Genomic DNA, 15,537 nt, shown 5'->3' on the forward strand with positions numbered 1-15,537 from the left:
TTCTCCATAAAAAAAGCATTCGCCGAGACGAATGCTTTTTTTATGGAGATTTTTTTGTTTTTTTTTTTATTGAAATTTAATCTATACAGTATTTTTATTTCTTTATCACGTTAACTGATTTTCGTTTTTCACCTTGACGTACTAAAACCAAATACTCTCCGGAAGGTAAATCCTCACCAAATGAAATAATTTCTTCATCTTTTGTCTCTATTCTTTTTATTAATCTGGCTAACATATCATATACTAAAACTTCCACTTTTTCCTGACTTTCACTATTTACAACTAGCGAAAATTGACTGCTCGATGGATTTGGATAAGCTATTACAGAAAAAGGATCAATTTCTACTTCTACTTCCATCACTTTACCCTTAGTTGCTAGTGAAGACTTCGTTAACAACGTTGGTGCTTCACAATTTGGAGTACATGTACCCAAGAAATCACCATGAGCTAAATGAGCCGCAACTGCAGATTCATCTACACACAACTCCTGACATGGATTTTTAGTATTCCCTGTTCTATGACAAAGTTTTACTTTTGCCACACCACTTTTACCAGCAAAACAACGTACATCTTCCCCATGAATAAATATCTTTTCGGTTGTTATTGTACATCCTTTAGAATCAGTAATAGTAGCGGTAAACCCAGCATCATCTATTAAACCAACTTTTATAGAATACCCCACAGCCGTTTGGACTCCTGTCGTTATTGTATATGGATTTCCTTGAGTATTGGATCCTGAAGAAGGCAATACAATATTGTAACTGCTAGTAGTTGCTGGCATAGTTATCGGATCTGGAATCCAGGATTCATCACCACTACTATTGATATAATTACTAATTAAACTACGATCCATAGTAATTGTTACTGTATAAGGTCCAATACCTCCTGATGGTATTACTGTAATTTTCGAAGTCTGATCTCCCGATAATCCAAAATAATGATTTGGATTGGTTCTGGTAAAAGTTGCTGTTATTTGAGAGTTTATCGTCAAATTAGCTGAAATATAGGTTTCATTATAATTATTACCATAAGTATAAGTTCCTTTATTAATAGCATAAACCCCGGCAGATTCTCCACTATTTCTTTCCAATTGTCCACTTACCGTATCACCAGAAATAATTGAACCGGAAGTTAACTGTGCTGTTAGTCCGGGATCACTCACTCCAAAACACTTGAACTTAGCATCGGCTGTAATCGTTATATCTCGTTTACCAATGGTTAGGTTTGCTACAACATAAGTCAAAGTATAATTACTGTTCAAAGCAACGCTTCCCTGAGTGATGGCATAATCCCCAACAATTTCTCCTGTATCTCTGCTCAACGAACCACTGAAAGAATCACCAGTCACCAAACTTCCTGAACTAATTTGATAAGTCAATGCAGGATCTGCTTCGCCATAGGTTTTAGATTTAGCATCGGCTGTAATAGTTATATCTCGTTTGCCAATGGTTAGATTTGCTCCAACATAACTTAAAGCATAATTACTGTTCAAAGTAACGCTTCCCTGAGTGATGGCATAATCCCCAACAATTTCTCCTGTATCTCTGCTCAACGAACCACTAAAAGAATCACTAAACGCTAAACTTCCTGAACTAATTTGATAAGTCAATGCAGGATCTGCTTCGCCATAGGTTTTAGATTTAGCATCGGCAGTAATTGTAATATCTCGTTTGCCAATGGTCAGATTTGCTCCAACATAACTTAAAGCATAATTACTGTTCAAAGTAACGCTTCCCTGAGTGATGGCATAATCCCCAACAATTTCTCCTGTATCTCTGCTCAACGAACCACTAAAAGAATCACCAGTCACCAAACTTCCTGAACTAATTTGATAAGTCAATGCAGGATCTGCTTCGCCATAGGTTTTGGATTTAGCATCGGCTGTAATTGTAATATCTCGTTTACCAATGGTTAGATTTGCTCCAACATAACTTAAAGCATAATTACTGTTCAAAGTAACGCTTCCCTGAGTGATGGCATAATCCCCAACAATTTCTCCTGTATCTCTGCTCAACGAACCACTGAAAGAATCACCAGTCACCAAACTTCCTGAACTAATTTGATAAGTCAATGCAGGATCTGCTTCGCCATAGGTTTTGGATTTTGCATCGGCAGTGATTTCTACTGAACGCAAGTCTATCGTTAAATCTGCTCCAACATAAGTTAAAGTATAATTACTGTTCAAAGCAACGCTTCCCTGAGTGATGGCATAATCCCCAACAATTTCTCCTGTATCTCTGCTCAATGAACCACTGAAAGAATCACCAGTCACCAAACTTCCTGAACTAATTTGATAAGTCAACACAGGGTCTGCTTCACCATAGGTTTTAGATTTAGCATCGGCTGTAATTGTAATATCTCGTTTACCAATGGTTAGATTTGCTCCAACATAACTTAAAGCATAATTACTGTTCAAAGCAACGCTTCCCTGAGTGATGGCATAATTTCCAACAATTTCTCCTGTATCTCTGCTCAACGAACCACTGAAAGAATCACCAGTCACCAAACTTCCTGAACTAATTTGATAAGTCAATGCAGGATCTGCTTCGCCATAGGTTTTGAATTTAGCATCGGCTGTAATCGTAATATCTCGTTTACCAATGGTTAGATTTGCTCCAACATAAGTCAAAGCATAATTACTGCTCAAAGCAACGCTTCCCTGAGTGATGGCATAATCCCCAACAATTTCTCCTGTATCTCTGCTCAACGAACCACTAAAAGAATCACTAAACGCTAAACTTCCTGAAGTAATTTGATAAGTCAATGCAGGATCTGCTTCGCCATAGGTTTTGGATTTAGCATCGGCTGTAATAGTTATATCTCGTTTACCAATGGTTAGATTTGCTCCAACATAACTTAAAGCATAATTACTGTTCAAAGCAACGCTTCCCTGAGTGATGGCATAATCCCCAACAATTTCTCCTGTATCTCTGCTCAATGAACCACTAAAAGAATCACCAGTCACCAAACTTCCTGAACTAATTTGATAAGTCAATGCAGGATCTGCTTCGCCATAGGTTTTGGATTTTGCATCGGCTGTAATTGTAATATCTCGTTTACCAATGGTTAGATTTGCTCCAACATAAGTCAAAGTATAATTACTGTTCAAAGCAACGCTTCCTTGCGTAATGGCATAATTTCCAACAATTTCTCCTGTATCTCTGCTCAACGAACCACTAAAAGAATCACTAAACGCTAAACTTCCTGAACTAATTTGATAAGTCAATGCAGGATCTGCTTCGCCATAGGTTTTGGATTTTGCATCGGCGGTGATTTCTACTAAACGCAAGTCTATCGTTAAATCTGCTCCAACATAAGTTAAAGTATAATTACTGTTCAAAGCAACGCTTCCCTGAGTGATGGCATAATTTCCAACAATTTCTCCTGTATCTCTGCTCAACGAACCACTGAAAGAATCACCAGTCACCAAACTTCCTGAACTAATTTGATAAGTCAATGCAGGATCTGCTTCGCCATAGGTTTTGGATTTTGCATCGGCAGTGATTTCTACTGAACGCAAGTCTATCGTTAAATCTGCTCCAACATAAGTTAAAGTATAATTACTGTTCAAAGCAACGCTTCCCTGAGTGATGGCATAATCCCCAACAATTTCTCCTGTATCTCTGCTCAATGAACCACTGAAAGAATCACCAGTCACCAAACTTCCTGAACTAATTTGATAAGTCAATACAGGATCTGCTTCGCCATAGGTTTTGGATTTTGCATCGGCAGTGATTTCTACTGAACGCAAGTCTATCGTTAAATCTGCTCCAACATAAGTCAAAGCATAATTACTGTTCAAAGCAACACTCCCTTGCGTAATGGCATAATCCCCAACAATTTCTCCTGTATCTCTGCTCAACGAACCACTAAAAGAATCACTAAACGCTAAACTTCCTGAAGTAATTTGATAAGTCAATGCAGGATCTGCTTCGCCATAGGTTTTGGATTTGGCATCGGCAGTAATTGTAATGTCTCGTTCGCCAATGGTTAATAAAGCATTCGTTGGTGTTATACTATAATTTGGATTAGCCCCCAAAGTAACTTCAATTGGATAATTACCAACTCCAGAAAACTGAGTTGCGGAGGTTTCCAATGTATAACTCAATACATCTCCGTTTACTGTTCCCGAAACTACTGCATCCAATGCCGGATTCGCATCACCATAGGTTTTGGATTTGGCATTAGCAGTTACGGTAACATTTTTTTGAGTAATTGTAACGGTAACTAATGTTCTAGTTGTACTCTTACATCCTGTTATAGTATTTCTGGCTTCTGCATAAGCAGAATACGTCCCCACATTAATTCCTGAAGGAGCAATTGCAGTCGTTGTACCAGTTGAAGTAGTGTACCAATCTATAACTTCACCTAGATTTGGAGTGGCTGATCCTACATGAGAAACACCATCGTAAACTCCTGAATAATTTACAGCAGTAGGTGCAATTGGTAATTCTAAAACATGAACTGTTTTATTAGCTACTTTAAAACAACCGGTACTACTGTCAGTAACTGTATAACTCACAGCAACACTACCTGATGCAATACCTGTTATCAATCCATTTGTTGTTACTGTAGCTATTTCAGGATTTGCACTACTCCACACCCCGCCTGGAGTTGCGTTTGATAATTGCAAAACAGAACCTACACATACATTAGTGGTTCCTCCCGGTAATATGGCCGTCACTATAGGTACAGGATTAACTTCATATGTCAAAACATTTGATTCCGCTGAACAACTCAATCCGTTAAGAATTGAAACAGCGATTCTCTTGATAGCCGTTGTTGTAATCAAAGAAGGTGAATTATACTGGCTGGCAGTTTCTGAAGGAATCGTTGACCAACTTACTCCTCCGTCTGTACTTTTTTGCCATATATAACTAATTGTTCCTGAACCGCTAGCAGCAGTTATAACTGATGTTATACCGGGATCTAATGTTCCACAACCCGGACCAGGCTGAACTGCCCCTTTTCCAATTGTTCCTGGAATAACACTATTAACTACTACATCAATTTTAGCCCTTGGACTTTCACAACCTATAGTTTGGCTTACATAATAGCTTGTAGTTCCCGGAGTAGTAGTCGAAGGCGTTGGTGCTGTAATACTTCCTGTACCTCCTGATACTGTTGTGTACCATAATAAATTACTTCCCGTTGCAGTCAAAGCAACAGCTGATGCTCCTTGACAATAGGTCACAGAAGCATTAACTGATGGTGCAACTGGAGCTGTACATACAGTGAAATTCCCTGTTATTAATTGACCTCCATTTCCATTATTAGCACCTACAACACTTCCTCCAGAAGCTTTATATGTTACTCCTGAAACAACTATATCATTAAAAGTATATTCAATCATTTGGCTATTACTTACAGCAATTGCTGGTGAAGAAGAGTTTGGAGTTGTAAAATATATAGTTGTAAAATTTCCACTAGGAGAACCATTACTAGGATAAACTCTGTAATTTACTGTTACATTAGTCCCACTTGGTAATCCATTTGTTGCAAAAGTTACATTCGCATCCGTAAAAAATACTTTATAAGTAAATCCCGATGTTTGACCTAAAGCTCCAAGCATCAAATCAGCTCCTAATTCACAATCATTGACATACCAGGAAGCTGTAAAATTTCCATTTTCATCGGCAACAACAGTCCATAATTCGTGTGGTTGTGGGGTGACAGGACCACAATCTACATCAGGGTTAGTGAGATTGTCTACTTGCAGTGCTACCGTTTCACCTGAATGCCAACCGGTACCAGTAATCACAACTGTTTCTCCCGGTGCGTAATCCAAATCAGCCTGATCAAGGGTTACAGTCTGCCCAAAAAATACATTTGCAAAAAGCAAATTGGCAATCAAAAAAACAAATAAGAAAAAACGAGATTGGGGTAGAATTGTTTTCATACGCAATGGATTTAAATAAATTTTGTACTGAAATTGAATACTTGAAATCAATAGAATGAGGTTTCTATTTGTCTGAAAAACAATATTGTTTTTACTTTTATTTCATTTAATTCATATCTAATTTAGATACAATAATTTTATTTATTCCACATTCCCGATGAAATGTTAAAAAAAACTATAAACTACATAGCCTGTTGTTTTTAAGTCATTTATAAAGAATATTTCTAAAAAATAATCGAAAAAGTAGCCCCTTTATTTACACCCTCACTGTTGGCAATAAGAATTCCTTGATTCTTTTCTATAATTTGTCGGCATAAATACAGACCTATTCCTGTTGAAGATTCGTCAGAAGTCCCTAAACGGCTCATATTAGTAAATTTAGCAAATACTTTTTCATTGTCCTTACTATCAAAACCAACGCCCTGATCAATAATTTTTATAACTATTTTTCCATTTTCATTAAAAACATCTAACTGTATTTTTGAATCCGAAAAAGAAAATTTAATCGCATTGTGAAGCAAATTAAAAATTACTCTTGTCAATAATTCTGCATCAATTTTCAGACTAACACTTTCGATACCAACATTCCTAATCAATTCAATTTTTTTAACAGCCATAGACTGTCTCAACTGAGTACCTATTGCATCAATCATCGTTTTCAAATTGATTTCTTTAACTTCAACAGCCGTTTGCAGCATCTCATCCTGATCTTTCAGCATTTTTACAAACTTCTCAATGTATTGAAACTGCTCGTCTGACGACTGATAAATCATTTGGGCTAATTCCTTTACATTTTCAGGAGGATTAGTCTCTAAAATCATTGTTGCCAATGATTTGGGATTTCCGGCAAAAGTCCTTAAATCATGAGAAAGCAAATAAATCAAATTTTGTTTTTCGGTAATAAATTTTTCACTCTCTGAAATAGAATCCTGAATATTGGATAATAACAAACCTACTTCGTCTGAAAAATCTAAGGGCAATTTTGTAACTGTTCGACTTAACTTATAATCATTCAAAGCTTTTGAAGCCAATTCTAAAGGCTGAATTAATTTTTTCAATAATATTAAGGTTACAACCGTAGCTAATAAGGTCATTACTAATGAAAAAAGCAATAAAGCAGCGCTTGAAAAGTTATTTTTTGAATACAGTACAAAAAACAAAATCCCTATTAGAGGAATATGAATTCCTATGAAAGCTACAAAAAGAAACTTAAACGCATAACTTTTTTTAAGAAAACCTATTGAAGATAATTTTTTATAAAATTCCATAAATTCATATTATTTGAGACAAGACCAAATGTACGAAAAAACTATATTTTTCTTATCTGTTAAAAATTATTTTTTAAGAAAAATCAGAAATACTAACTTCAAAATAATTTCCTTAGTTTTGCTTTCCAGCCCATATCGAATCTAATCCATAACTATCACAATGCAAGACTGGCCTTATTTAGCAAAATACCAACAAGAAAACGCATTACTGCCTCTTCCTGTAAATGCTGAAAACCGTGTTGTGTTTTTAGGCGATTCCATAACTGAATTCTGGAGTAAAGAAAAGCCTTCATTTTTTCAAAATAAATCTTACATTAATCGGGGAATCAGTGGTCAAACTACTCCGCAAATGCTGCTGCGTTTTAGAGCAGATGTCATTGCATTACATCCTAAAATAGTTATTATTTTAGCTGGCGGAAATGATATTGCAGGGAATACGGGAGCTTCAACAACTAAAATGATTACTGATAATATTTATTCGATGATTGAACTGGCTCATGTTCACAATATAAAAGTGATACTTTGCTCTGTTCTTCCTGCTAATTTTTTCTATTGGAATCCAAAAGAAAAACCAGCGGAACGAATTATTGAATTAAATCAACTGTTAGAAAATTATGCGCTTGTCAATAAAATTCCATTTGTTGATTATTATTCGGCAATGGTTGACGATCAAAAAGGCTTAAAAACCGAATTTTCAGAAGATAGGGTTCATCCCAACAAAGCAGGATATGAAATTATGAGTCCACTAATTGAAAAAGCTATTCAACTCACAATAAAAAATCTATAAAACAAACAAAAAATGAACTATCGTAAACTAGGAAAAACAAACTTTGAAATATCCGAAATTGCTCTTGGTACCTGGCAGGTGGGCGGCAAATGGGGCTCGCCTTTTAATGACAAAACCGCCGATGAACTATTGAATACAGCTATTGAGAAAGGCATCAATTTTATTGACACTGCCGATGTTTATGAAAACGGATTGAGTGAAAAAGCGGTGGGCAGACTCATTCGTTCCCGCTCTGAACGTATTTATGTGGCTACTAAATGTGGACGTCACATCAATCCGCATGTTAACGAAGGTTATCAGCCTAAGGTTTTACAAAAATATGTCGAAGACAGTTTGAAACGTCTTCAGTTAGATACTATCGATCTTATTCAGTTACACTGTCCTCCTACTGAAGTTTTTTATCGTCCGGAAATTTTTGAGCTTTTTGACAAACTGAAACAAGAAGGAAAAATTTTAAATCTTGGAGTTAGTGTCGAAAAAGTAGAAGAAGGACTTAAAGCGATGGAGTTTTCAAATGTCACTTCGATTCAAATCATTTTCAATCTTTTCAGACAGCGTCCATCGGAGTTACTTTTTAAAGAAGCTCAGAAAAAAGATGTGGGAATCATTGCCCGTGTTCCATTAGCCAGCGGATTATTGACAGGGAAATTCTCTGAAAAATCTATTTTTGACAGCAAAGATCATCGTTTTTTTAATCGTGAAGGCGCTGCATTTGACAAAGGAGAAACTTTCTCCGGAATAAATTACGAATTAGGTTTGATTGCCGTGGACGAACTAAAAAAACTATTCCCTGAAGTTCAAAACCTGGCTCCTATTGCCTTACAATGGATTTTAAGTTTTAGTGAAGTAAGTTGTATTATTCCTGGTGCTTCAACGGAAAGTCATGTATTATCTAATCTTTCAACGTTTGATTTACCGGCATTAACTCCTGAGAAAATTGCGGCTATGAACGAGATTTACAATCATTATATCAAAAAAGAAGTACACCATTTGTGGTAAAAGAGTATCCTTATTAAACAAAAAAATCCGTTCTGATAGCTAATCGGGACGGATTTTTATTTGATTTTCTTTATTTCTTCAAATACAAATTCGGGATTAGAATAATCAATGGTATCTCCTTTTAAAAACGAAGGAATTCCCATGTAAACCGAAATTACACCTTTACCTAACAGTAATTTGTTTTTACGTTTCAGTAGCGCAATGGGATATCTTTTCAAAACTCCGCCACCATAAGGCTGGTAATAAAAACTTCCTTTTATCGTATCTCCACTAATAATCCCCCTTATCTCACCAGAATCTTTACTGACTCCTCCATATCGAATTTCATATTGACCAAAAAACCGATTATCCTCCAGTTTTATAAAATTAAGAAATGCCGTATCCTTATCGTTTATCGACCGATAATGAAATTGTTTGCCCTCCTTATTCGCATCTGCACAACTAAAAACTATAACAGCAAAGAGAATACAAAAACCAATTAAACCTTTGTTTTTTTCCAATATTAGATTCATACTTTTATCACTTTGGCAGCAAAGATAAAATTTCTAATTTTAGAAATAACGTTGATTTTTTAATAGCTAAAATTCCGAATTAGCTTATTTACAGTTCATTTATACTATAAAATAATTCTTTCATTATATTTGAAATTCAAAAACTTCAACCAGCCGAGATAATGAACAAAATAATCCTCTTTTTATTTTTAAGCTCAATTCTCCGTTTTTCTTCTTACGGGCAAAACATAAATAAAGAAAAAATAGATCAATTTCTGGATGTACTTGCATCACAAGACTTAGCTATGGGCAGTCTTAGCATTTCTCAAAACGGCAATTTACTTTATCAAAAAGCAATTGGCTACAGTTCTATTGATAAAAAAACACCTGCAACCGTATCTACCAAATACCGAATTGGTTCTGCAACAAAAATGTTTACAGCCGTCCTGATTTTTCAATTAATCGAAGAAGGCAAAATCAAACTGGAACAAAAATTAAGTGATTTTTATCCAAATCTACCCAATGCAAATAAAATCACTATTAGCGATATGCTTTACCATAGAAGCGGTTTGCATGATTATACTAAGGAAACCAATTATCCTGAATGGATGGACAAGCCTAAAACTCACGATAAACTACTTGAAATTATAAAAGAAAAAGGAAGCGATTTTGAACCCAATACAAAAGCCGATTATTCAAACAGCAACTATCTTTTATTGGGTTATATCATCGAAAACAAATGCAAAATGCCTTATGCAAAGGCAATTGATAAAAAAATAACATCTAAACTTAAGCTTAAAGACACTTATTACGGAAGTATTTTCAACATAAATACCGATGAAAATATTTCTTTCAAATATTCCGACAATAAATGGAATACCGTTAAAAAAACAAATTTGGATATTCACGGAGGAGCTGGCGCACTTATCTCGACACCAACAGATATGACTGTATTTATAAATGCTTTATTTACCAATAAGCTTGTAAACAAATCCAGCCTGTCTAAAATGAAAAACCTCATTGATGACTATGGTATGGGACTTTTTTCAAATAAGTATGGTATAGAAACCAGTTTTGGACACAACGGAAGAGTCGAAGAGTTTTACACAGCAGTGTGGTATTTCCCAAAACAAAAATTATCATTTGTCTACTGTACCAACGGAATCCTTTATCCAAGAACCGATTTGATTGAAGGGGTTTTGAAAATATGTTTCAATCAGGAATTTACCATTCCTTTTTCTAAAAACTACAACTTAAAACCGGAAGATTTAGACCAATACCTCGGTCGATATTCTTCGGGTCAAATAGTCGTCAACTGCACTAAAAACAACACTAAATTATTGATTGAATCAAAAGGGAAAACATTTGAAGTTGAAGCCATTACAGATAATTATTTCATGAATAAAGAATTGGGCTATTTTTTTGAATTTAATCCCGAAAAAAAGAACCTACTAATTAAAGAGACCGACAATATTTATTTTCTAAAAAAAGTAAACTAACTTCCACCCAAAATAAAAAAATTGCTTTATGACACTGGAAACAAGCTATACTTTTTCGGCTAGCATTGAAATTATAGGTATCAATCCTTTTGTTTATGTGCCTGAAGAAATCTTAAATCACATTTTTGAAAAAGCAGCGAAATCCAAAGGTCCTATTCCTGTCAAAGGCGCTGTCAACTCCATTCCTTACACCCAAACTTTAATAAAATTTAAAGGCGAATGGCGCTTATATATCAATACCAAAATGCTTAAAAACTCTCCTAAAAGAATTGGAGAACAAATAGCAATAAGTATAGATTATGATCCAGCAAAAAGAGAAATCTCCATACATCCTAAATTATCACAAGCTTTAAACGAAAATGTAGCAGCAAATACGGTTTTTCAAAATTTACGTCCTTCTTTACGGCATGAAATCATCCGCTATATTTCACATTTAAAAACAGAAGAAAGTATTGATAAAAATATTCCAAAAGCAATTGCATTTTTATTGGGAAAAGGAAAATTTGTGGGGAGAGAAAAGCCTTAATATGTTTTTGTAAGAATATTTAAATATATTTGATAATAAATAAAGCGATAGAAACTTTCGCCAAACTACCCAAAAAACAGCTTTATACAGGAAGATTTGTTTCGCTTATATAAATTATTTGCAAGTGTAGCGGACGATACAAACAATAACTATGAACAGGAAAACTAACAAAATATTGACCTTTTGTATTGCGACAATTTGGATTGCAAATGGACTTTTTTGCAAAGTTCTAAATCTTGTTCCAAGACACGAACAAATTGTTGCTAGAATTCTAGGTGACAACTTTGCCAAACCATTAACAATTATAATCGGATTTTTAGAAATTATTATGGCAGTGTGGATTTTAAGCGGTTACAAGACAAAGTTAAATGCTGTTACACAAATTCTTGTTGTGGCGACAATGAACACTTTTGAATTTATACTTGTCCCAGACTTGCTACTTTGGGGAAAACTAAATTCACTCTTTGCGTTTTTATTTATTTTAGTTGTTTACTCCAACGAATTTTATCTAAACAGAAAACAAAAAAATTAAAGAAATGTTATCATATTTAAAAAATCATCCATTCGCAGTTGAAGCGTATTTTGAAAGTTCACTTGTTTTCACATTTGCAGTTCCAAAAGAACAATTAGAACAGCTTATTCCTGAATGTTTACAACTTGACACCTTTAACGATAAATGGGCATTCATAGCAGTAGCTATGGTTCAGACAAAAGAACTGCGACCAAAAGGTTTTCCGAAATTTATGGGCAATGACTTTTTTCTTATTGGTTATCGTGTTTTTGTTCGGTATACAAATAATGATGGTAAAAGTTTACGTGGTTTGTACATTCTAAAATCAGAAACAGACAAAAAAAAAATGGAATTCTTTGGAAACATTTTCACTCATTATAACTACACTACAACAGACATAAAGCAAATTGAACAACAAAACACCAAAGAAATTTTCTCGATTAAATCAAACTTCAAAATCACAATAGATAAAACCGAAGAACAAATTTCTTTGCCAAAACATTCGCCTTTTGCAGACTGGAAAGAAGCAAGAAGATTTGCAGGACCTTTGCCTTTTACATTTACTTATGACAAGAACACCAAAGAAATTTTAATCATTGAAGGAGTAAGACAAAACTGGACACCAAATCCAATAAAAGTGATTAATTATAATTTCGATTTTATAAATTCTCTAAAACTTGAAAAAACAGTATTAGCAAATGCTTTCATAATTAATAACATTCCATATTATTGGAAAAAAGGTAAAATCGAATAATGGAAATAAAAAGACGAAATTTTCAAGGAGTATTAAACATTTTAAGTTTTAACCGACACTTTTATGTGTTTGGATTCATTGCATTGGTATTAATTATTGGAAGTAAATTTATTTACAATTGGTCTAACGCAGTATATTGGTTAGTCATTTTGGCATTCATATATGGACTAACAATGCCACTATTAGTTTCTGCTTATGTTTATGATTTCTCTGGTTATTATGATTTTGAATGGTTAAAGAAAATGAAAATAGAAGATACAAAAAACAAATTCAATTTAAACATTAATGCCGGTTTTGACGAAACAAGTTATATTATAGAACGTATTTTACCTCTATCAAATTTACAAGTATATGATTTCTACAATGCCAAACAACATACTGAACCTGCAATAATACGAGCAAGAAAAGTGAGCTTAGTTTACCCAAATACGCAACAAATCAATTCAAATTTGATTCCTTTAAATGACAATTCGGTTGATAATATTTTTTTACTATCAGCAATTCATGAAATCCGTAAACACGATGAAAAAGTACAATTTTTAAAAGAATGTCGCAGAGTTTGTAAGCCAAACGGCAATGTTATTATGGTGGAACATTTAAGAGATTTTCCAAACTTTGTAGCATTTACAATCGGCTTCACTCACTTTTTCTCAAGTACAACTTGGATTAAGGCATTTGAAGAAGCAGGATTTACATCATTTAAAGAAAAAAAGTTAACACCATTTATGTCAATTTTTAATTGTAACTAATTATGGAAATACATTTTAAAATAATTGGTGTTTTATTAATTACTTTGGCATTAGTTCACATTGTTTTTCCAAACTATTTTAATTGGGAGAAAGAACTTAAATCGTTGAGTTTAATCAATCGACAAATAATGGTAATTCATACATTTTTCATTGCATTAACAGTATTTCTTATGGGGTTACTTTGCTTGACATCTTCAAACGAATTAATTGAAACAAATTTAGGCAAAAAAATATCACTTGGTCTCGGAGTATTCTGGGCTGTTAGACTGTTCATTCAGTTCTTTGGTTACTCTACAGATCTTTGGAAAAGAAAGTCATTTGAAACAGGAATACATATAATATTTTCGTTATTTTGGACATATTTAAGCATTATATTTTTGACTACATATTTCAATTAAAAATATCAAAAGTGTATTGAGAAACTTTAATAAAACAAACGAGTTCTCGATACATTTTTTGTTCCGTTTCACTACACAAAAAACACTCGAACTGACGTTTTTAATAATTACGTCCAAAATAGAATGAGATAAAAATCACCTCTTTTTAAAAATATTTCCCAATTTGAATTCATAAAAGACAACAAACGCTTATTTTTGCGCCATGGGTAGAAAAAATACAGACAAAGTTGTCTTTCATCAGATAAAAGTCCTTGATGCAGGTGCAAAAGGCGTTTCGGTAGCAAAGGCTCCCGATGGAAAAGTAGTGTTTATTCCGAATGTGGTTCCGGGTGATGTGGTTGATGTGCAAACTTTCAAAAAACGCAAGGCGTATTATGAAGGAAAAGCGGTAAAATTCCACGAGTTATCAGAGCATCGTGTAGATCCTATTTGTGAGCATTTTGGGGTTTGTGGCGGTTGCAAATGGCAAAACATGAACTACGACCAACAATTGTTTTACAAACACAATGAGGTTAAAAATCACTTGCAACGCATAGGAAAAATTGAACTTCCTGAATTTGACCCGATTTTAGGTTCGGAGAAAAAGTTTTTCTACAGAAATAAAATGGAATTTTCGTTTTCTAACAGCCGTTGGTTAACAGAAGCTGAAATTGGAAGCGATGAAGATTTAGGAAATAGAAATGCTCTTGGTTTCCATATTCCAAAAATGTGGGACAAAATCCTGGACATCAAAAAATGTCATTTACAAGAAGATCCTTCAAACGCTATTAGAAATGAAGTTCGCGATTTTGCTAATGCAAATGGTTTGACTTTCTTTAACCCGAGAGAACATTCCGGTTTGTTAAGAACCTTAATGTTACGTACGGCTTCAACCGGAGAAATCATGCTTTTGATTCAGTTTTTCGAAAATGATAAAGCCAACAGAGAATTGTTGCTGGATCATCTTTATGCCAAATTCCCTCAAATTACTTCATTGCAATATGTGGTAAATAACAAGGCAAATGATACACTTTACGATCAGGACATCAAATTGTACAAAGGTCGTGATTACATCCTGGAAGAAATGGAAGGTTTGAAATTTAGCATCAATGCCAAATCTTTTTACCAAACCAACTCCGATCAGGCTTATGAATTATACAAAATAACGAGAGATTTTGCCGGATTAACAGGAAATGAAACCGTTTACGATTTATACACCGGAACAGGAACCATTGCGCAGTTTGTTTCTAAAAAAGCAAAAAAAGTAATTGGTGTCGAAAGTGTTCCTGATGCCATTAAAGATGCTAAGGCCAATGCCGAACGCAATAACATTGACAATTGTGAGTTCTTTGTTGGAGATATGAAAGTCGTTTTCAATGACTCTTTTATTGCACAACACGGACAACCGGACGTAATTATCACTGATCCACCACGTGACGGAATGCACAAAGACGTAATTGAACAAATTATGAAAATTGCTCCTGAAAAAGTAGTGTATGTAAGTTGTAATTCGGCTACACAAGCCCGTGATTTGGCTTTAATGGACGAAAAATACAAAGTAACTAAAGTGCGTCCTGTGGATATGTTTCCGCAAACGCATCATGTGGAAAATGTAGTACTTTTAGAAAGAAGATAATTAGTCCTTAGTACCTAGTCCTTAGTTTTTTCAGTAAGGAC

The 15,537-nt window shown here is 34.4% G+C and carries 11 protein-coding genes; 8 read left to right on the forward strand and 3 right to left on the reverse strand.

The window, feature by feature from the left end; genetic code table 11:
* Positions 1-94: 94 nt before the first annotated feature.
* Positions 95-5,899, reverse strand: a complete 5,805-nt coding sequence (locus tag FDM27_RS08680) for an MBG domain-containing protein (RefSeq protein WP_140485967.1) — start codon at positions 5,897-5,899, stop codon at positions 95-97.
* 224 nt (positions 5,900-6,123) lie between these two features.
* Positions 6,124-7,167 carry a sensor histidine kinase gene (locus tag FDM27_RS08685; RefSeq protein ID WP_140485968.1) on the reverse strand — a complete coding sequence of 348 codons (1,044 nt, stop codon included), beginning with the start codon at positions 7,165-7,167 and terminating at the stop codon, positions 6,124-6,126.
* 160 nt (positions 7,168-7,327) lie between these two features.
* On the opposite strand from FDM27_RS08685, the gene FDM27_RS08690 reads away from it, so the two are divergent.
* A complete protein-coding gene (locus FDM27_RS08690) occupies positions 7,328-7,954 on the forward strand; it encodes an SGNH/GDSL hydrolase family protein (protein WP_140485969.1) in 627 nt (208 codons plus the stop codon).
* Between the two features lie 12 nt (positions 7,955-7,966).
* Positions 7,967-8,953 carry an aldo/keto reductase gene (locus FDM27_RS08695; RefSeq protein ID WP_140485970.1) on the forward strand — a complete coding sequence of 329 codons (987 nt, stop codon included), beginning with the start codon at positions 7,967-7,969 and terminating at the stop codon, positions 8,951-8,953.
* 56 nt (positions 8,954-9,009) lie between these two features.
* On the opposite strand, the gene FDM27_RS08700 is transcribed toward FDM27_RS08695, so the two are convergent.
* Positions 9,010-9,465, reverse strand: coding sequence for a hypothetical protein (locus tag FDM27_RS08700; protein WP_140485971.1), 456 nt, complete (start codon positions 9,463-9,465; stop codon positions 9,010-9,012).
* A gap of 161 nt (positions 9,466-9,626) precedes the next feature.
* On the opposite strand from FDM27_RS08700, the gene FDM27_RS08705 reads away from it, so the two are divergent.
* The 6 genes from FDM27_RS08705 to rlmD all read left to right on the forward strand — a co-directional run bounded on the left by FDM27_RS08705 (position 9,627) and on the right by rlmD (position 15,496).
* Positions 9,627-10,943, forward strand: coding sequence for a serine hydrolase domain-containing protein (locus FDM27_RS08705; RefSeq protein ID WP_140485972.1), 1,317 nt, complete (start codon positions 9,627-9,629; stop codon positions 10,941-10,943).
* Between the two features lie 28 nt (positions 10,944-10,971).
* Positions 10,972-11,469, forward strand: coding sequence for a YdeI/OmpD-associated family protein (locus tag FDM27_RS08710; RefSeq protein WP_140485973.1), 498 nt, complete (start codon positions 10,972-10,974; stop codon positions 11,467-11,469).
* A 151-nt stretch (positions 11,470-11,620) separates the two neighbouring features.
* Positions 11,621-12,001 carry a DoxX-like family protein gene (locus FDM27_RS08715; protein ID WP_140485974.1) on the forward strand — a complete coding sequence of 127 codons (381 nt, stop codon included), beginning with the start codon at positions 11,621-11,623 and terminating at the stop codon, positions 11,999-12,001.
* Between the two features lie 4 nt (positions 12,002-12,005).
* Complete coding sequence (locus FDM27_RS08720; RefSeq protein WP_140485975.1) at positions 12,006-12,734, forward strand: DUF2071 domain-containing protein; 729 nt, start codon at positions 12,006-12,008, stop codon at positions 12,732-12,734.
* Complete coding sequence (locus FDM27_RS08725) at positions 12,734-13,483, forward strand: class I SAM-dependent methyltransferase (RefSeq protein WP_140485976.1); 750 nt, start codon at positions 12,734-12,736, stop codon at positions 13,481-13,483. Before FDM27_RS08720 ends, FDM27_RS08725 begins: the two co-directional genes overlap by 1 nt.
* 600 nt (positions 13,484-14,083) lie before the next feature.
* On the forward strand, positions 14,084-15,496 hold the full coding sequence (rlmD, locus tag FDM27_RS08735; protein ID WP_140485978.1) for a 23S rRNA (uracil(1939)-C(5))-methyltransferase RlmD: 1,413 nt from the start codon (positions 14,084-14,086) through the stop codon (positions 15,494-15,496).
* Positions 15,497-15,537: the final 41 nt, after the last annotated feature.

The sequence above is a fragment of the Flavobacterium sp. GSA192 genome (genome assembly GCF_006386525.1).
Classification (GTDB): Bacteria; Bacteroidota; Bacteroidia; order Flavobacteriales; family Flavobacteriaceae; genus Flavobacterium; species Flavobacterium commune.

Coding starts and splice junctions, on each gene's coding strand:
- FDM27_RS08680 (WP_140485967.1), bottom strand. CDS start 5,899: ATGAAAACAATTCTACCCCAATCTCGTTTTTTCTTATTTGTTTTTTTG.
- FDM27_RS08685 (WP_140485968.1), bottom strand. CDS start 7,167: ATGGAATTTTATAAAAAATTATCTTCAATAGGTTTTCTTAAAAAAAGT.
- FDM27_RS08690 (WP_140485969.1), top strand. CDS start 7,328: ATGCAAGACTGGCCTTATTTAGCAAAATACCAACAAGAAAACGCATTA.
- FDM27_RS08695 (WP_140485970.1), top strand. CDS start 7,967: ATGAACTATCGTAAACTAGGAAAAACAAACTTTGAAATATCCGAAATT.
- FDM27_RS08700 (WP_140485971.1), bottom strand. CDS start 9,465: ATGAATCTAATATTGGAAAAAAACAAAGGTTTAATTGGTTTTTGTATT.
- FDM27_RS08705 (WP_140485972.1), top strand. CDS start 9,627: ATGAACAAAATAATCCTCTTTTTATTTTTAAGCTCAATTCTCCGTTTT.
- FDM27_RS08710 (WP_140485973.1), top strand. CDS start 10,972: ATGACACTGGAAACAAGCTATACTTTTTCGGCTAGCATTGAAATTATA.
- FDM27_RS08715 (WP_140485974.1), top strand. CDS start 11,621: ATGAACAGGAAAACTAACAAAATATTGACCTTTTGTATTGCGACAATT.
- FDM27_RS08720 (WP_140485975.1), top strand. CDS start 12,006: ATGTTATCATATTTAAAAAATCATCCATTCGCAGTTGAAGCGTATTTT.
- FDM27_RS08725 (WP_140485976.1), top strand. CDS start 12,734: ATGGAAATAAAAAGACGAAATTTTCAAGGAGTATTAAACATTTTAAGT.
- rlmD (WP_140485978.1), top strand. CDS start 14,084: ATGGGTAGAAAAAATACAGACAAAGTTGTCTTTCATCAGATAAAAGTC.